Annotated in this window: 14 protein-coding genes; 7 read left to right on the forward strand and 7 right to left on the reverse strand. The window is 57.1% G+C overall.

The window, feature by feature from the left end:
- Nucleotides 1-2 precede the first annotated feature (2 nt).
- Together MFP24_RS19665 and MFP24_RS19670 are read left to right on the forward strand one after the other, a co-directional pair.
- Nucleotides 3-1,529, forward strand: coding sequence for a tripartite tricarboxylate transporter permease (locus MFP24_RS19665; protein ID WP_249231965.1), 1,527 nt, complete (start codon nt 3-5; stop codon nt 1,527-1,529).
- 194 nt (nt 1,530-1,723) lie between these two features.
- Entirely contained in the window at nt 1,724-2,752 is a 1,029-nt protein-coding gene (locus tag MFP24_RS19670) for a LacI family DNA-binding transcriptional regulator (protein WP_249231966.1), read from the forward strand.
- 42 nt (nt 2,753-2,794) lie between these two features.
- Here MFP24_RS19670 and malQ read toward each other — a convergent pair whose 3' ends face one another.
- Nucleotides 2,795-4,873: a 4-alpha-glucanotransferase gene (gene malQ / locus MFP24_RS19675; protein WP_249231967.1), complete on the reverse strand. Its 2,079-nt coding sequence runs from the start codon at nt 4,871-4,873 to the stop codon at nt 2,795-2,797.
- Nucleotides 4,874-4,882: 9 nt separating this feature from the next.
- Nucleotides 4,883-7,288: a maltodextrin phosphorylase gene (gene malP, locus MFP24_RS19680; RefSeq protein WP_249231968.1), complete on the reverse strand. Its 2,406-nt coding sequence runs from the start codon at nt 7,286-7,288 to the stop codon at nt 4,883-4,885.
- Between the two features lie 271 nt (nt 7,289-7,559).
- On the opposite strand from malP, the gene malT reads away from it, so the two are divergent.
- Nucleotides 7,560-10,265 carry an HTH-type transcriptional regulator MalT gene (gene malT / locus MFP24_RS19685; protein ID WP_249231969.1) on the forward strand — a complete coding sequence of 902 codons (2,706 nt, stop codon included), beginning with the start codon at nt 7,560-7,562 and terminating at the stop codon, nt 10,263-10,265.
- Nucleotides 10,266-10,403: 138 nt separating this feature from the next.
- On the opposite strand, the gene malM is transcribed toward malT, so the two are convergent.
- The 3 genes from malM to malK form a co-directional block, all read right to left on the reverse strand.
- Nucleotides 10,404-11,306 (reverse strand): maltose operon protein MalM, encoded by a 903-nt coding sequence (gene malM / locus MFP24_RS19690; RefSeq protein WP_249231970.1) that lies wholly within the window; start codon nt 11,304-11,306, stop codon nt 10,404-10,406.
- A gap of 106 nt (nt 11,307-11,412) precedes the next feature.
- On the reverse strand, nt 11,413-12,678 hold the full coding sequence (locus MFP24_RS19695) for a maltoporin (RefSeq protein WP_249231971.1): 1,266 nt from the start codon (nt 12,676-12,678) through the stop codon (nt 11,413-11,415).
- Between the two features lie 41 nt (nt 12,679-12,719).
- On the reverse strand, nt 12,720-13,829 hold the full coding sequence (gene malK / locus MFP24_RS19700) for a maltose/maltodextrin ABC transporter ATP-binding protein MalK (protein ID WP_249231972.1): 1,110 nt from the start codon (nt 13,827-13,829) through the stop codon (nt 12,720-12,722).
- Between the two features lie 386 nt (nt 13,830-14,215).
- Here malK and malE point away from each other — a divergent pair, with 386 nt between their 5' ends.
- The 3 genes from malE (at nt 14,216) to malG (ending at nt 17,922) form a co-directional block, all read left to right on the forward strand.
- Nucleotides 14,216-15,406, forward strand: a complete 1,191-nt coding sequence (gene malE / locus MFP24_RS19705) for a maltose/maltodextrin ABC transporter substrate-binding protein MalE (protein WP_249231973.1) — start codon at nt 14,216-14,218, stop codon at nt 15,404-15,406.
- A gap of 68 nt (nt 15,407-15,474) precedes the next feature.
- Nucleotides 15,475-17,019: a maltose ABC transporter permease MalF gene (gene malF / locus MFP24_RS19710; protein WP_249231974.1), complete on the forward strand. Its 1,545-nt coding sequence runs from the start codon at nt 15,475-15,477 to the stop codon at nt 17,017-17,019.
- Nucleotides 17,020-17,031: 12 nt separating this feature from the next.
- Nucleotides 17,032-17,922, forward strand: coding sequence for a maltose ABC transporter permease MalG (gene malG / locus MFP24_RS19715; RefSeq protein WP_249231975.1), 891 nt, complete (start codon nt 17,032-17,034; stop codon nt 17,920-17,922).
- Nucleotides 17,923-17,994: 72 nt separating this feature from the next.
- Here malG and alaC read toward each other — a convergent pair whose 3' ends face one another.
- Both alaC and MFP24_RS19725 read right to left on the reverse strand, forming a co-directional pair.
- Nucleotides 17,995-19,239 carry an alanine transaminase gene (gene alaC / locus MFP24_RS19720; protein WP_249231976.1) on the reverse strand — a complete coding sequence of 415 codons (1,245 nt, stop codon included), beginning with the start codon at nt 19,237-19,239 and terminating at the stop codon, nt 17,995-17,997.
- Between the two features lie 582 nt (nt 19,240-19,821).
- The gene (locus MFP24_RS19725; protein WP_249231977.1) at nt 19,822-20,703 is read right to left on the reverse strand and encodes a LysR family transcriptional regulator; all 882 of its coding nucleotides are present in this window, start codon (nt 20,701-20,703) and stop codon (nt 19,822-19,824) included.
- Nucleotides 20,704-20,830: 127 nt separating this feature from the next.
- Between MFP24_RS19725 and MFP24_RS19730 the strand changes: the two genes are divergently transcribed.
- Nucleotides 20,831-21,862 carry a zinc-binding dehydrogenase gene (locus MFP24_RS19730; protein WP_249231978.1) on the forward strand — a complete coding sequence of 344 codons (1,032 nt, stop codon included), beginning with the start codon at nt 20,831-20,833 and terminating at the stop codon, nt 21,860-21,862.
- The last annotated feature ends 42 nt before the right edge of the window (nt 21,863-21,904 follow it).

Consider the following 21,904-nt stretch of genomic DNA (forward strand, 5'->3'; position numbering starts at 1 on the left):
TGATGAACGACGTTCTTATGGCATTCTCTATTGTGTTCAGTTTTGACACAATAATTGTGGTTTTCTTAGGCGCGCTGGCCGGTATTCTCATCGGCATCATTCCCGGCCTGACGGTCAATATGGGGATCGCGCTGTTGCTTCCCCTCACCTATTCCTTCCAGGGCGTCAGCGGTATTTTATTATTGCTGGGCGTTTATTGCGGGGCGATCTATGGCGGTTCAATTACCGCTATACTCATCAGCACTCCGGGCACGCCGGCCTCCGCGGCTACCGTGCTGGATGGTTACCCAATGGCAAAACGCGGCGAAGCTGGCAGAGCGCTAGGGTTATCGACCATGGGGTCACTCTTTGGCGGCGTCTTCAGCACGATCGCGCTGATCCTGGTTGCGCCCATGCTTGCAACTGTCGCCACCGGGTTTTCAGCACCGGAGTATTTTGCACTGGCGATTTTCGGTATCAGTATTATCACCAGCGTGTCGTCGCAATCCATGATCAAGGGACTGATCGGCGGCGGTATTGGCCTCGCCATTGCGACCATCGGGCTTGACCCCATGACTAGCGGCATGCGTTTTACCTTTGACTCCGTGTATCTGATGGGCGGCATTTCGTTTATTCCAATTCTGGTTGGGCTATTTGCGTTTTCTCAGGGATTACTCAGCTTTGAAGAAGATTATCGTGAGCGGTTCACCAACAGCGTTCAGCGCAATATCGCCAAGATCTCGCGCATCCTGCCCAGTTGGGAAGATTTCCGTCGCTGCCTGCCAACCTGGGTGCGATCATCCGCCATTGGTACGGCTATCGGGACAATCCCCGGCGTTGGCGGCGATATTTCATCGTGGATTGCCTACAACGAAGCCAAGCGCTGGTCAAAAAAACCCGAAGAGTTCGGCCATGGTTCGCCTGAAGGCGTGTCCGCACCGGAAGCGGGCGCCAACGCCGTATCAGGGGGGTGCATGGTGCCGCTGATGACATTAGGGATTCCCGGTGATGGCGCGACGGCCATCATCATGGGGGCTTTTCTGGTGCAGGGTCTGGCGCTGGGGCCACAGCTGTTTACGGAACACCCCGTCGAAGTGAATACGATTTTCATCGGCCTGATGCTGGCTAACCTGTTTATGGGCCTGCTGGGTTTTATGGGCATGAAGCTGTTCGTTAAGGTGATGGACATTCCGCGCTCCATCCTGGTTCCCACTATTTTGGTGTTGTGCACTGTCGGTGCGTATACGGTCAACCACAGCATGGTCGATGTGTTTGTCATGATGGGGGCCGGTATTGTGGCTTATGTCCTGATTAAAATGGATTTCTCCATGTCGCCAATCGTCATCGGCATCATTCTCGGACCTTTGGCGGAAACCAATTTACGGCGCTCGCTGATGATGTCGCAGGGAGACCCATCAATATTCTTCACGCGACCAGTCTGCGCCGTTTTCATTATCATTGCGTTATTGACCCTGTTTTTACCGATTTTATCTCCGGCAATAAAGAAATGGCGGCAGAAAAGACGCAACGAGTGCGAAAAAACAAGTTAACAGAACTTGTGAATCAGGCTCTTAATGATGGGATAATTGCCCGCATGATATACTCTGACACCCCAATAGATTTCAGGTGGCCGAAAGACGGCAGCCGGGCGAGGTCCACGAATGGGCCGGGTAACCCACTCACGTATCTGTAACTTGAAAGGCGCAGGGTAAAGTGGCTAACAATATTAATCTGGCGTACATCTATGTCGAAAACGGTAGAACAAATTGCCAATGCATTGAGTCTATCAATTACAACAGTGCGTTTAGTACTGAACGGCAAAGCGAAACAGTACCGTATTAGTGAAAAAACACAGACGCGGATTAACCATTACGTGGCGGAGCATGGCTACGTCGTTAACCATACCGCACGTAGTCTCAAGCTTAATAAAACCGATACGCTGGGCCTGATCGTGCCCCGCCTTTCCAACCTGTTTTTTTCCACGTTGGCGGAAAAACTGGAAATTCGCTGCCGTGAGGCGGGTTATCAATTAATGATCAGCTGTACTTATAGCGACGCACTATATGAGAACAAACTGGTCGAATCCTTACTACAGCGTAATATTGACGGCTTATTTGTTGTCCCTACAACCCAGCAAACGCAAAACCACCATCTGAAACTGATAAACCGGCCGCTGGTGTTACTCGATCGTGACTTCGGGACTTGTGATGTTCCTCTGGTCATGAGCGATAACTTTCAGGGCGCCGTTCAATTGACCGAGGCAATGCTGTCTAGCCGTTGTTCCACTGCGCTATTTTTTATGGCCGGCGACGCCCAGCAGCCAGCCATAAAAGAACGTTTGCGCGGTTATCAGCAGGTCATGAGTCAACAAGGACTGCTCCGGGAAAGTCAGGACTGGATCTTGGAAGCCAGTCACAACCGCCGTGAAGACGGCGAGCGGATGATGCGTGAATTCCTCACCCGCCACAACGGCGCTCCGCACGCGTTTATTGCCTCATCTCTGCCCGTGCTGGAAGGGATATTGAGCATATTGCGCGAACGCTATGGGTATATTCCGTCAGATATAAATATCGGCACCTTTGATGAACACGCCATGCTGGGTTTTCTATCAAATAATATCTGGTCAATGCGCCAAAACGAGGATGCCTGGGTCGAACACGCGTTTTCCGCCATGCAGCGTGCCTTGCAAGGAGAATCCTGTTCAAGCAAGGCCGTTATTCCCATGAAAATGACCCACCGCCGCCGCGCGTCAACCATAGGTACGGAAGAGTGAATTCGGTAACTACTGTGTTCCCTCTTCCCGCTACGCCATTTCTTATGTCCCGGCCCGCCGCCGGTCGATCTCATACAGCAGTTGATTGATCTGCTCGTCGGCAAACATCGCCGCCAACGAAACCGACAGCTTACGCCGCCAGTTTTTGTATTGATCGCTGGTGCCGGGAACATTGACCGGCTCAGCCATATCCAACCACTCTTCCGGTTGCAGCCCCAGCAACGCACTACCGCTATCGGCGACATAATGCTGCGCTGCACGGTTAATCCGCATACTCATCTCACCGTCCTGCGTACCGCACGCCGTTGACACAGGCAGGTAACCATGGCGACGCAGACTATTCAGCAACCCTCGTCTGGCGCGTTTCCGACCGGCATAAAGCGTCTGCAACAGGGTGTCGTCAGGGTATAATCCCAACGTTTTTCCCAGCGTTAAATCACCGCTTTCCCAGTAACCGCGCAGCGTGGGTAAATCGTGCGTACTGACGACAGCCATCGCCTGCGCCGGCCACTTTCCCGGTGGAAGGAAACGCATCGCCTTGTCATGCTCAAAATAGAGCACCTTGTAAGAGTAAACCCCTTTTTCTTGCAGCTTTCCCACAATAGCCTGCGGCACCGTGCCCAAATCCTCGCCGATGACCATACAACGATGACGCTGGCTTTCCAGCGCCAGAATAGCCAGCAGATCCTCCATCGGATAGTGAACATAGGCGCCCCTGTCCGCCGTTTCCCCCTTGGGGATCCACCACAACCGCAGCATCGACATCACATGGTCGATGCGCAACGCGCCGCAATATGCCATGTTGGCGCGCAGCAGATCGATATAAGGCTCATAGGCCCGTTGCGACATGACATGCGGATTGATCGGCGGCAGCCCCCAATCCTGCCCCAGCGGTCCCAGAATATCGGGCGGCGCCCCCACCGACGCCTGCAGGCAATAAAGTTCGCCATCGGACCAGGTTTCCGATCCGCCGGACGCCACCCCTACGGCCAGATCGCGATACAGCCCGACAGGCATACCGTATGTCCGGCAGTCTTCCCAGCAGGACGCCAGTTGGTCATGCGCCAACCACTGAAGCCAGAGATAAAACGAGACATCATCCGCCTGTTCCCTACAGAAAGCCGCCACCTCCGCGCTCATCGCATCGCGGTAGGCGGCATCCCAGACCGGCCAGCCCCAACGAGCGGCGTCGGTTTTTATCTGCTGCGCATGCAGCGCATCGAACACAGCCTGGTGGTAAAGACTTTCCCCGCCCGCTGTCACAAAATCTCCGAATGCCGCAACCTGTTCGTCATCTTTTTCCCGCTGCGCAAACCGTTGCCACGCCATACGCAACGCCGTTATTTTCAGCCGGGTCACCGCGCCGTAATCCACCCATTTTGCATCACGCGCGGCGCGCAACGCCTGCTGAGTATGTGATGACCGCCACCAGTCTTGCGCTTCCGCGCTTAACCGGAAATCCTCCACCGCGTTGACATTGATATAGATGACATTCAGCCAGCGGCGCGATGACGGGCTGTACGGGCTGGCGTTTTCCGGAACGGCGGGATAGAGAGCGTGAATGGGATTAAGGCCGATAAAGGCGCCTCCGCGTTGCGCCACGGCCGCCAACATACTCCGCAGATCGCCAAAATCGCCGATGCCCCAATTGTCATCGGAGCGGAGCGTATAAAGCTGAACGCAAACTCCCCAGAGCTTGCGGCCCGCCAATAGCGCATGCTCTTCGTAGCAGCGCGGCGGCGCGATAATCACCCGGCAGCGCCAGCGCTGTTCTCCCTGCATCAGGATTAGCGAGTGATACCCCTCCTCCTGATCCACAGGCAGCATAAGCTCCGCCCCGGCCATCGTCTCGCCCCGGTATGTCTTTCCGCTTTCCGTGGTAAAGATCCAGGCGAAAACGCCGCTTCCCGCCAGCGGCAAGGTCATGGCGTCCCCGCGGGTAAACACCCGAACCGCCGGTAACGGACGCGCCGCGATCCGGGGCGAAACGCCATGATTCATCGCACGCAGCAGACGCTGTTTAATACTGGACGGAATGGCCTGCCTTTCTCCACGCGCATTGATGTAGTCCGCCGCAATTCCCGCCGCCCGCGCAGCACGATTCACACTGCCGTTTTCCATATCCGATCCTTAGCGCGGCGTCTGCCAGATACGTTGCTGATAATCGCGAATGGAACGATCGGAACTGAACATACCACAGCGCGCCGTGTTCAAAATCGCCGCACGCGTCCAGCCCTCCTGATCGCGATACAGCGCATCCACTCGACGCTGCACGTCCAGATAGGCGCGGAAGTCCGCCAGCACCAGATAGGGATCGCCGCCCTTCGTCCCCAGACTATGCAACATCGGTGCAAAGGCCTGTTTATCGCCGTCGCTGAATTCCCCCTCTTCCAGCGCTTTCAGCACCCTATTCAGCGTGTTATCTTTTTTACGCCATGCCGCCGGATCATAGCCCGCCGTTTTAAGCGCTTTAACCTCGTCCACCGTGAGCCCAAAGATAAAGATATTTTCAGCGCCCACCTGTTCGGCAATCTCCACGTTCGCCCCGTCCAGCGTTCCCACCGTCAGCGCGCCGTTCAGCGCCAGCTTCATGTTGCCGGTGCCGGAGGCTTCCTTGCCGGCGGTGGATATCTGTTCGGACACATCCGCAGCCGGAATAAGCCGCTCCGCCACCGACACGCAATAGTCAGGCAGAAAAACCACCTTCAGCCTGTCGCCCACACGAGGATCGTGATTAACCTTGTCCGCCACCTGATTAATGGCATAGATAATGTTCTTCGCCAGGTAATAGCCCGGCGCCGCTTTTGCGCCAAACAGGAAGACGCGCGGCACGCGCTCAACCCGCGGGTGGCGGCAAATATCCTGATACAGCGCCAGAATATGCAGCAGGTTAAGGTGTTGACGCTTGTACTCGTGCAGGCGCTTGATCTGCACGTCGAACAGCGCCTGCGGATTGATGTCGATGCCGGTACGCGCCTTGACGAACACCGCTAGCCGCTGTTTGTTGCGCAGTTTGATGGCGCGGTAGGCGTTACGGAACGTGGCATCATCGGCATAGTTTTCCAGACCGATCAACGCATCCAAATCGCCGGTCCACTCTTGGTGCAGCGTGTTATCAAGCAGCGCCGCAAGTTCCGGATTACATTGCCTGATCCAGCGGCGCGGCGTAATACCGTTGGTAACGTTATGGAATTTGGTTGGCCACAGTTGGTGATATTCCGGGAACAGATCCTTCACCACCAGATCCGAGTGCAGCGCCGCCACGCCGTTCACCGCAAAACCGCTTACCACGCACAGGTTCGCCATGCGCAGCCGATCGTCGTAGACCACCGCCAGTTTCTCCCACACAGACTCATCGTCCGGCCAGGTTTGCGCCACCTGCTGTTTAAAACGCTCGTTAATCGCTTTAATAATCTGCCAGTGGCGCGGCAGCAGGGCGCGCACCAGACGCCCGCTCCAGCACTCCAACGCTTCCGGCATCAGCGTGTGATTGGTATACGCGAAGGTACGGCTGGCGATGTTCCAGGCTTGTTCCCAGTCAAGCTGGTGTTCGTCCAGCAGGACACGCAATAGCTCCGGGATGGCGATAGCGGGATGGGTATCGTTTAGCTGGATCACTTCGTAATCCGGCAGCGCCGCGAGCGGACGTCCAGCCCGGTGATGACGGCGTAAAATATCGGCGACAGAGCAGGCGCACTGAAAATACTGCTGCATCAGACGCAGCTTTTTGCCGGCGGTATGGTTGTCGTTCGGGTAGAGCACCTTGGTCAGTTTCTCGGCATCAATACCCTGTTTTTCCGCGCGCAGAAACGCGCCGTCATTAAACGTCTCCAGGTCGAAAGGCTGGGCGTGCCGCGCCTGCCACAGACGCAGCGGCTGCGCCACGCCGTTACGATAGCCGAGCACCGGCAGATCCCAGGCCTCGCCCTGAATGATAAATCCCGGCGACCAGTGCGCTTTGCCATTCTGCGTTACCACCTTCCCGCCGATGCCCACCTGCACGTCCAGCGCCTCGTTGTGGCGGAACCACGGGTAACTGTCGCGTAGCCAGTCGTCCGGTCGCTCAACCTGCTCTCCCGCCAGAAAAGACTGACGGAACAGGCCATATTGATAATTCAGGCCATAACCTATCGCGGGCTGTTCCACCGTCGCCATCGAATCCAGAAAACAGGCAGCCAGACGCCCCAGCCCGCCATTGCCCAATGCCGGATCGGTTTCCTCTTCCAGCAAATCGCTCAGGTTGACGTTGTAGGATTTCAGTTCCTCTCCCACCGCCTGATACCACCCCAGGTTGATCAGATTATTGCCGGTTAGCCGCCCGATCAGGAACTCCATCGAAAGGTAATTCACATGGCGCTGCGGCGCCTTCCGCGGCGGCGCGGCAGGCAGCGATGCCAGCATTTCCGCCAGTGCGCCGCTGAGCGCCAGCCACCACTGACGCTGCGTCATCTCTTGTGCAGCAAGAAGTCCTAAGCGCCGCCACTGACGCGTCAGTGCAGCCTGAAACTTAGCCTGGTTAAATGTAGGTTGTGACATAGGTTCGCGAAGTCCTGTAATGGCCGTGGATAAAATAGGATTTCCATCAGTGTGCCTAGTCCCTGAAAGCAACGCCTCCTCCCGCTAATGGATTAGAAGAGGAGGAGTCGTAGGTAGGAGAGAAAAATGTGATCAGATCCGGCGGATACAGGAGGATTTTCCGGGAAGTCCCCTATCTGACTTGCAATCGACGACAAACTGTTCGACCTTATCGCATCATTCACGACACAATTTGAAACGTAGAATTTACGTACACTAATAGTGATCTCCTATGTTGATTCCCTCTAAATTAAGCCGCCCGGCGCATTTGAAAGACACGGTGCTCCGCGACCGGCTGACGTCCCGTCTGGCCGACGTCGGCAACTACCGTCTGGCGCTCATTACCGGTCCGGCAGGGTACGGCAAAACCACGCTGATTTCGCAATGGGCCTGCGACAAACAGGCTCTGGGCTGGTATTCGCTGGATGAAGGCGACAATCAACCGGAACGGTTCGCCAACTATCTGGTAGCCGCATTACAGCAGGCCACATCGGGCCATTTCGTCAGTAGCGAAGTCATGGCGCAGCAGTGTCAGTACGCCAGTCTCAGCACCCTGTTCGCCCAGTTGTTTATCGAGTTGGCGACCTGGCACGCTCCCACGCTGCTGGTGATTGACGATTACCATCTGATTACCAATCCGGCGATCCACAAGGCCATGCGCTTTTTCCTCAGTCACCAGCCGGAAAACCTGACGCTGGTGGTACTGTCACGCAACCTGCCGCAGTTGGGGCTCGCCAATCTGCGCGTGCGCGATCAACTGCTGGAAATCGACAGTCAGCAACTGGCATTCACCCATTCGGAAGCGAAGCTGTTTTTCGATCGTCGTCTGGCATCGCCTCTTGCCGACGAAGAAAGCCGCCATCTGTGCGACAACGTGGCGGGCTGGGCCACCGCGCTGCAATTAATCGCCCTGTCGGCGCGTCAGGACAGCAATTCCGCCCACTCCTCCTCCCGCCGTCTTTCCGGGATCAGTTCGCAACACCTCTCCGACTATCTGGCGGATGAGGTGCTGGATAACGTCGATATCGACACCCGCCGTTTTTTGCTGCGCAGTTCCCTGCTGCGTTCGATGAACGACGATCTGATCGCCTGCGTTACCGGCGAAGCCCACGGTCGATTGCGTCTTGAGGAAATTGAACGTCAGGGATTGTTCCTGCAACGCATGGACGATACCGGCGAATGGTTCAGCTATCATCCCCTGTTCGGCAACTTCCTGCGCCAGCGCTGTCAGTGGGAACTCGCCGAGGAGCTTACGGATATTCACCATGCCGCCGCGCAGGGTTGGATGACGCTGGGGTTTCCCGGCGAAGCCATCCACCACGCCATGGCCGCCGGCGATACCGGCTTGTTGCGCGATATTCTGCTGCAACACGCCTGGAGCCTGTTCGATCACAGCGAACTGGCTTTATTTGAAAGATCGCTGCAAACGCTGTCCTGGGAGAATCTGCTGGAGAACCCCAAGCTGATCCTGTTGAAAGCGTGGCTGATTCAGCGGCAGCACCGTTACGACGAGGTGAACTCGCTGCTGACCCGCGCCGAACAGGAAATGACCGACGAAATGGACGATATCCTGCGCGCTGAATTCAGCGCCCTGCGCGCCCAGGTGGCGATCAGCGACGGCGATACGGAAGAAGCCGAGCGCCTTGCCGACGCGGCGCTCGACATGCTGCCTTACGCCAGCTATTACAGCCGCATCGTCGCCACCTCGGTGCGGGGAGAGGTCCTGCACTGCAAAGGGGATCTTCCTCAAGCGCTGACGTTGATGCGGCAGATAGAACAGGATGCCCGCCGTTACAACGTCTGGCATTACGCGTTGTGGAGCATGATCCAGCAAAGTGAAATTCTTTTCTCTCAGGGAATTCCGCAAATGGCGTGGGAAACGCAGGAACGCGGATTCCAGCTTATCCGCGAGCAGCACCTCGGGCAGTTGCCGCTGCATGAATTCCTGTTGCGCGTGCGCGCCCAACTGCTATGGGCCTGGTCAAGGCTGGATGAAGCGGACAGGATGGCGCGTCAGGGCATGGACTTGCTTGCCGCCAGTCACCCGCGACAACAGTTGCAATGCCTGGCGCTGATCATTCAGTGTTCACTGGCGCGCGGCGATCTGGATAACGCCCGCACCCACCTTAATCGTCTGGAAAATCTGCTCAGCAATGGTCACTATCATAGCGACTGGGTATCCAACGCGAACAATGTGCGGACGATCTACTGGCAAATGGCCGGCGATAAAACGCAGGCCGCCAATTGGCTGCGCCAGACGCCTAAACCGGCATTCGCCCATAACCATTTTCTGCAGAGCCAGTGGCGCAATATCGCCCGCACGCAAATTCTGCTGGGCGAATTTGATGCGGCGGAGACGGTGCTGGAAGAACTGAACGACAATGCGCGCCGCCTGTCCCTAATCAGCGATATCAATCAGAATCTGCTGCTATTGAACCAGCTTTACTGGCAGGATGGCCGTAAAAGTCCGGCGCAGCGCGTGCTGATAGAGGCTCTGGCGCTGGCTAACCGCACCGGCTTTATCAGTCACTTTGTCATTGAAGGCGAATCCATGGCTCAGCAACTGCGCCTGTTAATCCAGCTCAATACCCTGCCGGAGCAGGACCACTCGCGCGCCCGGCGTATCCTGCGCGAAATCAATCAGCACTATCGCCACAAGTTTGCCCATTTTGACGAAGATTTCGTCAACCGTCTGCTCACTCACCCGGAAGTGCCGGAAATGATCCGCACCAGCCCGCTGACCCAGCGGGAATGGCAGGTGCTGGGGCTGATTTATTCCGGCTATAGCAACGATCAGATTGCCGACGAGTTGGCTGTCGCGGCGACCACCATCAAAACGCACATTCGTAATCTCTATCAGAAGCTGGGCATCTCGCATCGTCAGGAAGCCGTGCAGCATGCCTGGCGACTGATGAAAATGATGGGTTACGGCGTGTAATGTAAAAGGGAGCCCGCGACACAACGGGCTCCCGACCGGAGAACGCGGCCGTATCAGGCCGCCGGAGCGGATGATGAGGGTAATACGCAAGGTAATCCGCGCCACCTTACCTTGCATTTTTTCAACGTGCGATTTGCATTACTTCCTGTTGCCCACGCTGTCGATAAACACCTTACGGGCGGAAGATACCCCCAGACGTTCCGCTTCATTCAACAGCGTCAGCGCCTTATCGATTTCGTCCCTGGCGACCGCCTGCCGGATCGCCTGGTTAAAATAGTCTTCCGTATCGGACAACACCGGCGCCGGCGAAAGCGGCGGAACGGCGTTGCCCGCAGCCTTCGAACCGCCGACCACCACCGGTTCCGGGCGGGACGATCCGAACAGCGGCCCGACCAGCACGCTGGCATCGGCAGAGGTTTTCACCGCCAGCGTCAGCGTCCCCTCTGGGGTGTGCCGGGCAATCGGGTCCGCAATATCCGGCACCGCGTTGCCGGTTCCTTTCGCGTATGCTTTCGCCGGATCGAGCAACGTCGTGGTTTGCTGCAAATCCTGTCGGGTAGTGAACACCAGCAGGTAGATAAACTGCTGCCCCGGCGCCGGCGTTAATTTCAGTTCGCCTTGCAGCCGATCAAGCGCCATTACTCCCGGCCCCTGATAGGCGAAATGGCGGCTGGGGAAAAAGGCCGAAGGCGTCATAGACCCGTCGAGCACCAGCACATTCGGCGCGAACACCTGGCGGTGACGGACATCGCTGCTCAGCGTCACGGTCACATCTCCCACACTAGCCGGTATGCGATATGCCGCGACCGGGCCGGCGATCTCCCCGGCTGACAGAGGTTGCCCGTCCGCGGCAAGACGCGTAACCTTTTTTTCTCCCTGCCCCACCGGCGTCCACTGAAGCTGCCGCAACGCGGCGGCCGAAACGGCGGGGGCGGCGGAAACATCTTGCGGCACAAGCGCTTCCGCCGCCTGGCTTATCGGCGCCATACTCAGCAGCGCGGCGCCAAGGCAGATCGCAACAAAAGCGTGTTTCGTTTTCATAGCAGAACCTCAATGTGGAGTACGACATGCCGCCTGAACGGATGAGATCTTTTCCGGGAACGCGCCGTCCCCGGACAAGGCTAACGCACAAGATGCGTTTTACCTTTTACCACCAGGCTTCAAACTGTACGCCGAACGTTACTTCGTCGTCGTCGCCGCGGCTATAAGTGGTCGTTGCCGTATCGCGGTAGGCGATTCCGCCATCGGTTCCCCATTTTTCGTCCCAATTGGCATAGGTGGCGAACACGCGAATAGCCGGGCGCGACCAAATGCTGCTGCCCGCCTGCCACTGCTGCGCCAGCGTTACCTTGTATTGGTTATTGCGATCGCCGGTGCGCTGCGACTTCACATTATCGTAGCCCACCTCCAGCAGGGTGCTCATAATGGGCGTCCATTTGTACATCGGCCGCACGCCGACGGTATACCAGGTCGAGCCGTTTTGGTTGTCCAGATCGGTGTCCTGATACATGGCGACATACATCATTTCCCAGTCTTCGCCCATCTGGATCGCGCCGTGATCGAGAATACGCAGCATGCTGCCGTTATTGTTGATGCTGGCGCCCTCGCTGTGCCCGACATTCCATGAGGTCATCGAGTCGGTGGCATACTGAACGACAAATTTATTGAACCCGCCCAGCATGCCCTGCACGTGTTCCGCCGTCAGCATTACGCCGTCTTTCGACGCGTCTTTGTCCAGCGAATAGCCGTCGCGGGCATTGGCGCGCCCATAGTTCACGCCAAGTTCCAGCACGCCGCCGGGATTGGTTTCCAGCCCCGACAGACGCACATCGAACACATCGTTCGATGTGGCGATCTCATCGCGCTCCCCGCGAATCCACCCCACGGAACCGCCGCTTTCCGTATTACGCGTCGCCGCCAGCGACAGTTTGCCGAAGCCCAGATCGATATTTTCAATCCCCGCTCCCGGGCCGGAAATATCCCAGTAGTAGAAGTCGATCATGTGGACGTCATGACGCTGGTAGAAGCGTTTGCCCGCCCAGATTGTCGCGCCTGGCAAACTGTCGATCAGATTGATCCCTTGTACGTTCATTTCGCGAAACGCGGGAGAGATCGACTCCCAGTCATCCGCCTGCGCCACCGAATACGCCACGTTGGTATCGAGATAGAAGCTCTTGTCGCCTTCTTTCCACACTTCCTGGCCTAATTTCAGCTCCGCATAAGTCTCACACTCATTGCCCAAACGGTATTTGCTTTGAGCGCCGGTTGCCTGAAAACATTGCTGCTCGCCGCCGCTGCCGGTCCAACCGATGCCGGAACGGGCGTAACCGGTAAAGTCCACGGCCAGTGCCTGGGCCGATATCACTCCCGCCGCCACAGCCGCTGTAATAGGTAATTTGCGCAGAGTTATCATTATTTTCTTCTCCTGAAGATGCTGTTTTTTATGTTGTGCGCCTAAACGCCAGACTCCTGATGCAACCGGCGACAAGCGCTGCCGTCCTCACGGAACAGATGGCAGCGTTCGGGTTGCAGACCGATGGCGAATGTGGCGCCTTCCTTTGCCAATACCACGTCGTTCTGGCGATAAACCAGGTTTTGACGTATGGCGGGGATTTGAATGTGAATCTGGGTTTCGTGGCCGAGTTGTTCCACCACCTGCACTTCGCCCTGAAGGGTAACGTCGGCGACATCACCCGGCAGCAGGTGCTCCGGCCGGATGCCGAGCGACATATTGGAACCCGCCTGGACGCCGTGGCTGTCCACCGGCAGCCAGATCGGCTGATGATTCGGCAACGCCACCTGCACCTGATCAATGGCCGTGGCGATGACTTTAACCGGCAGGAAGTTCATCTTTGGCGAGCCGATAAACCCCGCGACAAAGCGGTCAATCGGGTAGTGATAAAGCTCCAGCGGTTTGCCTACCTGCGCGACGCGGCCGGCGTTCAACACCACGATTTTGTCGGCCAGCGTCATCGCTTCCACCTGATCGTGGGTGACGTAAATCATGGTGCGTTGCAAGCGCTTGTGCAGGCGGGAGATTTCGATGCGCATCTGCACACGCAGTGCGGCATCCAGGTTAGAGAGCGGTTCGTCTAGCAGAAACACGCGCGGCTCCGCCACCAGCGTGCGGCCGATCGCCACCCGCTGGCGCTGTCCGCCGGATAATGCTTTAGGCAAACGCGCCGACAGATGCGCCAGTTGCAACATCTCCGCCACCTGCGTCACCCGCTGGTTAATCTGCTCTTTTTTGACGCCCGCCAGTTTCAGGCCGAACGACATGTTATCCGCAACCGACAGATGCGGATAAAGCGCATAGGATTGAAACACCATCCCCACGCCGCGTTCCGCCGGCGGGATATCGTTCATTCGTTTACCGCCAATCAGTAAATCGCCGCTGGTAATGGTTTCCAATCCGGCAATCATGCGCAGCAGCGTTGATTTACCGCAGCCTGACGGCCCGACGAACACCACGAATTCCCCGTCCTTGATCTCGAGATCAATCGACTTTGCCACCACCACGTCGCCCCAGGCTTTCGTCACATTACGCAGTTGTACGTTCGCCATCACTTCTCCCTATTTACTGCCATACAGCCCGCCAAACGGCGGAAGAATCAGGATGGCTCCGGTTATACCGGATCTGCGGGAGGCTCAAATCCTCCGGCGTTTGACTTTTTACAGGGGAGAAGACGGGAGGACGGAGTAAAGGATTCGACCGTAAGTACGGCGCATACGAGAGGAAATTTCGTGATCCTGGCGGCAAAATCCGGGGGGCTTTACGTGCTCTGCGCCGCAAAATCAGCAATTATGAGAAATGAATCACATTCAGCCCAGGGCGGGCGTAGAGCCGGGGAGGATGCCGCGCGCCGGCCAAATGCGCAGACTGCTCGCTATAAAGCGTTTTGACTTTATATCTGTACCCATGGCTCATCACGAAAAGGACGGAACAACCTATGAAACTAACAACAGGCGCGGGCATCATCGCGTTATCCGCACTGAGCACCATGATGTTTTCCGCTTCAACGTTGGCCAAAATTGAAGAAGGTAAGCTGATTATCTGGATTAACGGTGATAAAGGCTATAACGGCCTGGCTGAAGTGGGCAAAAGATTCGAACAGGAAACCGGTATTAAAGTCACCGTAGAGCACCCGGACAAATTAGAAGAAAAATACCCGCAGGTAGCGGCCACCGGCGACGGTCCGGACATCATTTTCTGGGCGCACGACCGTTTCGGCGGCTACGCCCAATCCGGCCTGCTGGCGGAAATCACGCCCGAACGGGCTTTTCAGGATAAACTCTATCCGTTCACCTGGGACGCGGTGCGTTACAACGGCAAGCTGATCGCCTATCCGATCTCGGTAGAGGCATTGTCGCTGATTTACAATAAAAACCTGCTCCCCGAACCGCCCAAAACCTGGGAAGAAATTCCCGCGTTGGATAACACGTTAAAAGCGCAAGGCAAACGCGCCCTGATGTTCAACCTGCAAGAACCCTACTTCACCTGGCCGTTAATCGCCGCGGACGGAGGTTATGCCTTTAAACTCGCCGCCGGCAAATACGATGTGAAAAATGTCGGCGTCAACAACGCCGGCGCCAAAGCGGGGCTTGGCTTCTTGATCGATCTGGTGAAAAACAAACATATCAGCGCCGATGCCGACTACTCCGTCGCGGAAGCGGCCTTCAACAAAGGCGACGTCGCCATGACGATCAACGGCCCCTGGTCCTGGTCCAACATCAATAATAGCAAGATCGACTATGGCGTTACGCTGTTGCCTACCTTCAAGGGTAACCCCTCCAAAGCATTTGTTGGCGTACTGAGCGCCGGCATCAACGCCGCCAGCCCGAACAAAGAACTCGCCAAAGAATTTCTGGAGAACTATCTGATCACCGACGAGGGGTTGGATAGCGTGAATCAGGATAAGCCATTGGGCGCCGTCGCGCTGAAATCCTTCCAGGAGAAACTGGAGAAAGATCCGCGCATCGCCGCCACGATGGCCAACGCCCAGAACGGCGAGATCATGCCGAATATTCCGCAAATGTCCGCTTTCTGGTATGCCATGCGTACCGCGGTACTCAACACGCTAAGCGGACGCCAGTCCGTTGATGCGGCATTGCAAGATGCGCATAGCCGTATCGCCAAATAATATCCCCTGTGCTTCCCTCTCCTCGCCGGAGAGGGAGAGCGGTATTGGTTGTATGAGGAATCACCCCTATGGATGTGATAAAGAAGCGTCGCTGGTGGCAAAGCGAAGGATTGAAATGGGTCATCCTTTCGCTGCTGGGAGCACTGGTCGGCTACCTTGTCGTATTGATGTACGTCCGGGGGGAATATCTGTTCGCCATCATAACGCTGCTCCTGAGCGGCATTGGCTCGTACATTTTCACCAACCGCCATGCCTATGCCTGGCGCTATGTTTATCCGGGCATGGCGGGAATGGGACTATTTGTGCTTTTCCCGCTCATCTATACCATCACTATCGCGTTTACCAACTACAGCAGCACCAATCAACTCAACTACGAACGCGCTCAGCAGGTGTTGCTGGACAGGCAGTATCAGACCGGCAATACATTTAATTTCGGTCTTTACCCGATCGACGACCGCTGGCGGCTGGCGCTGACCGACGGCACGAGCGGCCGACATTTTCTCTCGCCGCCATTCAGCCTGGGCGTAGAGCGGCATCTCATCATGGCGCCGGCGGATACGCTACCGGACGGCGAACGCGCCGCGTTGCGCGTTATCACGCAAAACCGCCAGGCGTTAAGCAGGCTTACCGCCGAACTGCCGGACCATACGCAGCTGGTGATGAGTTCCCTGCGCCAGTTTTCCGGCACGCGCCCGCTCTATACTCTGAGCGATGACGGTACGCTGACGAATAATCAGAGCGGCGCGACCTATCGCCCGAATGACGAGATCGGTTTTTATCAGGCGGCGACCGCCGATGGACATTGGGGAGAGGAGCGTCTCAGTCCCGGCTATAGCGTCACCGTCGGTTGGGATAATTTTGTACGCGTATTTACCGATGAGGGGATCCGCAAACCGTTTTTCGCTATCTTTATCTGGACGGTGATCTTTTCCGTGCTGACCGTGATCCTGACGGTGGCGGTCGGCATGGTGCTGGCCTGTCTGGTGCAGTGGGATGCGCTGAAAGGCAAAGCCATTTATCGCGTGCTGCTGATTTTGCCCTACGCCGTGCCTTCATTTATTTCTATATTGATCTTTAAAGGGTTATTCAATCAGAGCTTTGGCGAAATCAACATGATGCTCAACGCGCTGTTCGGCATCAGTCCGTCCTGGTTCAGCGACCCGACCACCGCCAGAGCGATGATTCTGATCGTCAACACCTGGCTGGGCTATCCGTATATGATGATCCTCTGTATGGGGTTGTTAAAAGCCATTCCGGACGATCTGTACGAAGCCTCGGCGATGGACGGCGCCGGTCCCTTGCAGAACTTCTTCCGTATCACCTTTCCGCTGTTAATCAAGCCGCTGACGCCGTTGATGATCGCCAGTTTCGCTTTCAATTTTAACAACTTCGTGCTGATTCAGCTGTTGACCAACGGCGGCCCCGACCGTCTGGGCACCACCACGCCGGCCGGTTACACCGACCTGCTGGTCAGCTACACCTATCGCATTGCATTTGAAGGCGGCGGAGGCCAGGACTTCGGTCTGGCCGCCGCCATCGCCACGCTGATCTTCCTGCTGGTGGGCGCAATAGCGATTATTAATCTAAAAGCCACTCGCATGAAGTTTGATTAAGGAGCGCAACCCATGGCAATGGTTCAACCCAAATCGCAAAAGCTGCGGCTGTTCATCACGCACCTGCTGTTGCTGCTGTTTGTCGCCGCCATTATGTTCCCGCTATTAATGGTGATCGCCATATCGCTGCGCGCCGGCAATTTCGCCACCGGCAGCCTGATCCCGGAACAGGTTTCCTGGGAACACTGGCGGCTCGCGCTGGGGTTCAGCGTGCAACAGGAGGATGGGCGAATCATTCCGCCGCCGTTCCCGGTGCTGCTATGGCTGTGGAATTCGGTGAAAATCGCCGCCGTTACCGCCATGGGCATCGTGTCGCTCTCCACCACGTGCGCTTACGCGTTCGCCCGGATGCGCTTCCCCGGCAAGGCCACGCTGCTGAAAAGTATGCTGATTTTCCAGATGTTTCCGGCCGTTCTGTCGCTGGTGGCGTTATACGTTCTGTTTGATCGTCTGGGGCAGTATGTGCCCTTTATCGGTCTGAATACCCACGGCGGCGTGATTTTCGCTTATCTGGGCGGCATCGCGCTGCACGTCTGGACGATTAAAGGCTATTTCGAAACCATCGACGGTTCATTGGAGGAAGCGGCGGCTCTGGACGGCGCCACGCCGTGGCAAGCGTTTCGCCTGGTGTTGCTGCCGCTGTCGGTGCCGATTCTGGCGGTGGTGTTCATTTTGTCATTTATCGCCGCGGTTACTGAAGTGCCGATAGCCTCATTGCTGCTGCGCGACGTCAACAGCTATACCCTCGCGGTCGGCATGCAGCAATATCTCAACCCGCAAAATTACCTGTGGGGCGACTTCGCGGCGGCGGCGGTGCTCTCCGCCATTCCGATCACGGTCGTATTTCTGTTGGCGCAGCGCTGGCTGGTCAACGGTCTGACCTCCGGCGGCATTAAGGGATAAATGGCGACGGCTCACCGATAAACGTTATTAACCACGGCACTCTCCGGCCGGAACGACCGGAGAGCCCGTCTATCAGACCGATGCAGCCTTCCCTAAGGGAACTTTACCCGACGGCGGCAATATCCCGTCAGCCCGGAACATCGCCTTGATGCCGCGCACGGCCTGGCGGATACGATCCTGATTTTCAATCAGCGCGAAACGCACATGCGTATCGCCATAGTCGCCGAACCCGATCCCCGGCGATACGCATACCTTCGCATCGGACAACAGACGCTTGGCGAACTCCAGCGAGCCTAAATGCGCGTAAGCCTGCGGAATTTTCGCCCAGACATACATTGAGGCTTTTGGCTCGTCCACCATCCAGCCGGCTTCATGCAGGCCGCGCACCAGCACATTGCGCCGCTGGCGATACTGCTCGGCGATATCCAGCACGCACTGCTGGTCGCCTTCCAGCGCCGCTATCGCCGCCACCTGAAGCGGGGTAAAGGTGCCGTAATCGTGATAACTTTTGATGCGCGCCAGCGCGTTGACCAGTTCCGGATTTCCCACCATAAAACCGATGCGCCAGCCGGCCATATTGTAGCTTTTCGACAGGGTGAAAAACTCGACCGCAATATCCTTGGCGCCGGGCACCTGCATAATCGACGGCGCTTTCCAGCCGTCATAGACGATATCGGCGTAGGCCAGATCGTGAACCACCAGCACGCCGTACTGTTTCGCCAACGCGACAACCCGCTCGAAGAAATCCAGCTCGACGCACTGCGCCGTCGGGTTGGACGGAAAACCCAGGATCATCATCTTCGGTGTAGGGATACTTTCGCGGATCGCCCGTTCCAGCTCGTTGAAGAAATCCACGCCGTCAACCAGCGGCACAGAACGAACCTGCGCCCCGGCAATCACCGCGCCATAAATATGAATCGGGTAGCTTGGGTTCGGCACCAGCACGGTATCGCCGTGATCCAGCGTCGCCAGCATCAGATGCGCCAGCCCCTCTTTGGAACCGATGGTGACGATGGCTTCGCTTTCTGGGTCGATCTCCACCTGATAGCGCTCGGCATACCAGCGCGAAATCGCCCGGCGCAGACGCGGGATCCCTCTGGACGTTGAGTAGCCGTGGGTATCCTCGCGCTGGGCGACGGTACACAGTTTTTCAACGATATGCGGCGGCGTCGGGCCGTCGGGGTTGCCCATACTGAAATCGATAATGTCCTCGCCGCGCCGGCGGGCAGCCATTTTCAACTCGGAGGTAATATTGAATACATAAGGGGGAAGACGATCGATGCGCGTAAAACGGCGCGGAGAATGGGAATCAGCCATAATATCCTCAAGGTAACGTGAGCGCCCGGACCGTCCGAGCGACGCTGGGCACGACTTGCGAGCCCGCAATTAAGCTATCCCAGATCGGATAATCTGTCGAGCGGCGCCCGATAAAATTTTTCCGGTGCGGATATACAGATAACTCCGTCACATTTTACGATATCAGCCGGAGGCCGATAAGAGGCTGCCCCGCCCCGTTCAGCGCTTATTGACGCCGCGAGCTGCAACCGCGTAACGATGACCGTTCACGCATTTTCGCCAGAATGCCCAGTTGCGTGTAATCAACGGTTTTTGCTCCTATTTTCCCCCTTCCCCGCCGTTTCTCCTGCCGCCGATAATATGTTACTTAGCGTTAACCCCAGGCGACAATCACGCTTCTTTTATGTTAATTAATCTGATTTTTCGATGTATTGATGGCTAAAATTTCCGTTTTTAATCTCTTTACCGGCGGAATAGGATGTTTTTCACCCTACACCGCAGCGGGTAAATGAGATGACAGACTTCTCCCAATCCACCGATTACGCCATGCCGTCGCCGCTTCGGCACGGGTCGGCAAGCACGCCGTCCGTCGTCGGTACCGCGTTACTCGCTGCCTGCCAGCAGCAGTTCGGCCAGCGCCTGGGTGGCGATACCGACGCGATCCCGACTGGGATAGCTCAGGCACAGCGGGATCTGGCGCGAAGCGCCGTTAAGCAGCGGCAACACCACCAGACGCCCCTCCTCCAGTTCGGTTGCAATCAAATGGCGAGGCAGCCAGCCATAACACAAACCGCTGTTTACCGCGCTGATGGCCGCTTCCACCGTATTTACCCGCCACTGCCGGCTGGTCATCGACGAGGCGTGAAGCATGGCCGGGTTGCTATCGTGATGTTGAATGGACACCACCGGGTAACGCGACAGCGTAGCCTGCGTCAGTCTGGTCCCCCGCTGATGCAGCGCATGGCCGTGATGGGCGACGGCAACCAGCTCGACGTCAAACATTTTTCGGGCATTGCGGCTGGTGATATCCCACATACTGATGGCCAGATCGTAAGCCAGCGTCGCCGGATCGGGCGCCGCCTGACGCACCAGTTCCCGCAGCTCTATCTGCACCGTCGGATAGTGTTGCTGAAAGGCGGTCAGCGCCTTAAACAGCAACGGACGCGGGAAAATGCAGTCCACCAGCAGCAGCACCTGCGCTTCGTGCCCCGCCAGCAGCGAACGTCCGCGCACCTCCAGCAGGACCATATCCTCAATCAGCGGCGTGGCGTCCGCCAGCAACGTGCGCCCGGCCTCGGTCAGCCGCGCCTTGCGGCCGTCAATCTGCAACAGCGCCACCCCCAGCCGCTCCTGCAAACGGTTAACCACATAGCTAACCGAAGATTGGCTGCGGTTGAGCTGTTCCGCCGCCCTGGCGAAACTGCCGGATTCGACCACGGTGCGCAGTACCGCCCATTGTTCAAGCGTTGTTTGTGGCATTGGCATTATCAGATCTCCTTTTGGTTACCACGACTAACCCGCGGATTCATTTATCCCGTTATCCGCATTTTATTTCGAACACGGAAGCAAATCATGCAACCCCCGCCACAAGATCAAAGAAGGATCACAGCCTATGAACGCTAAGTATCGTGCAGTACAGGCAACAGGCAACGGCGCACTTGAACTGGTCGAACGCCCGCTGCCGACCCCGGGCGCCGGAGAGGTATTGCTCGCCATCGAAGCCTGCGGCATCTGCCACACCGACGCCTTTACGGTGGATTATGGTTTTGCCGGCTTAACCTACCCCCGCGTGCCGGGGCATGAGGTCATCGGCCGGATTACGCAATGCGGAGAAGGCATCGACCCACGCTGGCGCGTCGGTCAGCGCGTGGGCGTCGGCTATCTCGCCGGCCGCTGCGGCCAGTGCGATCCCTGCCGCAACGGCGACTTTATCAACTGCGCCAATCAGCAGGTAACCGGCGTGCATCGCGACGGCGGATACGCCGAAGCCATGCTCGCCAACCAGTACGGTCTTATCGCCATTCCCGACGATCTGGATTCGGTCAGCGCGGCCCCGCTGCTGTGCGCGGGCATCACCACCTTCAACGCGCTGCGCAAGTCGGGCGTGAAAGCGGGTCAGACCGCGGTGATTCAGGGGATCGGCGGTCTGGGTCATCTTGGCATCCAATATGCGCGCGGCATGGGCCTACGCACCATCGCCATTGCCCGCGGCGGCGAAAAACAGCGGCTAGCCCTCGAACTTGGCGCGCATCACTATATCGATAGTCAGGTCGACGATCCCGCGCAGGCGCTTATCGCTTTAGGCGGCGCAGAGGTGATAATCGCCACGGCGTCGAACCCGGTCACGTTCGGGCCGCTGCTGCGCGGCCTGAATCCTCACGGCAGCCTGGTTATCGTCGGCGTAGGGAGCGAGCCCGTCAGCATCAATGTGGGCGATCTGTTAGCCGGCGAACGTTCGGTTAAAGGCGTAGTCACCGGTTCGCCAAGCGAATCCGAAACCATGCTCAACTTCAGCCTGCTGCAAAATATCCGCGCAAAAATCGAGACGATAAGCCTGGAACAGGCGGCGGAAGGATATGCGAAAATGATGCGCAACGAAGCCCGCTTCCGCATTGTTGTGACGATAGAGAAACAGGTTGGCTAAACAGACGCCGGACAAACCGGTTCCTTTATTATTGCGAATAAC

It is taken from the genome of Brenneria tiliae, from assembly GCF_023347575.1.
GTDB classification, from domain to species: domain Bacteria; phylum Pseudomonadota; class Gammaproteobacteria; order Enterobacterales; family Enterobacteriaceae; genus Brenneria; species Brenneria corticis.

What these genes read in the sequence shown, in the direction of transcription:
- malF (WP_249231974.1), top strand. Translation starts at nt 15,475, where the DNA reads ATGGATGTGATAAAGAAGCGTCGCTGGTGGCAAAGCGAAGGATTGAAA.
- malQ (WP_249231967.1), bottom strand. Translation starts at nt 4,873, where the DNA reads ATGGAAAACGGCAGTGTGAATCGTGCTGCGCGGGCGGCGGGAATTGCG.
- malK (WP_249231972.1), bottom strand. Translation starts at nt 13,829, where the DNA reads ATGGCGAACGTACAACTGCGTAATGTGACGAAAGCCTGGGGCGACGTG.
- malE (WP_249231973.1), top strand. Translation starts at nt 14,216, where the DNA reads ATGAAACTAACAACAGGCGCGGGCATCATCGCGTTATCCGCACTGAGC.
- MFP24_RS19665 (WP_249231965.1), top strand. Translation starts at nt 3, where the DNA reads ATGAACGACGTTCTTATGGCATTCTCTATTGTGTTCAGTTTTGACACA.
- malM (WP_249231970.1), bottom strand. Translation starts at nt 11,306, where the DNA reads ATGAAAACGAAACACGCTTTTGTTGCGATCTGCCTTGGCGCCGCGCTG.
- malT (WP_249231969.1), top strand. Translation starts at nt 7,560, where the DNA reads ATGTTGATTCCCTCTAAATTAAGCCGCCCGGCGCATTTGAAAGACACG.
- MFP24_RS19695 (WP_249231971.1), bottom strand. Translation starts at nt 12,678, where the DNA reads ATGATAACTCTGCGCAAATTACCTATTACAGCGGCTGTGGCGGCGGGA.
- alaC (WP_249231976.1), bottom strand. Translation starts at nt 19,239, where the DNA reads ATGGCTGATTCCCATTCTCCGCGCCGTTTTACGCGCATCGATCGTCTT.
- malG (WP_249231975.1), top strand. Translation starts at nt 17,032, where the DNA reads ATGGCAATGGTTCAACCCAAATCGCAAAAGCTGCGGCTGTTCATCACG.
- malP (WP_249231968.1), bottom strand. Translation starts at nt 7,288, where the DNA reads ATGTCACAACCTACATTTAACCAGGCTAAGTTTCAGGCTGCACTGACG.
- MFP24_RS19670 (WP_249231966.1), top strand. Translation starts at nt 1,724, where the DNA reads ATGTCGAAAACGGTAGAACAAATTGCCAATGCATTGAGTCTATCAATT.
- MFP24_RS19730 (WP_249231978.1), top strand. Translation starts at nt 20,831, where the DNA reads ATGAACGCTAAGTATCGTGCAGTACAGGCAACAGGCAACGGCGCACTT.
- MFP24_RS19725 (WP_249231977.1), bottom strand. Translation starts at nt 20,703, where the DNA reads ATGCCAATGCCACAAACAACGCTTGAACAATGGGCGGTACTGCGCACC.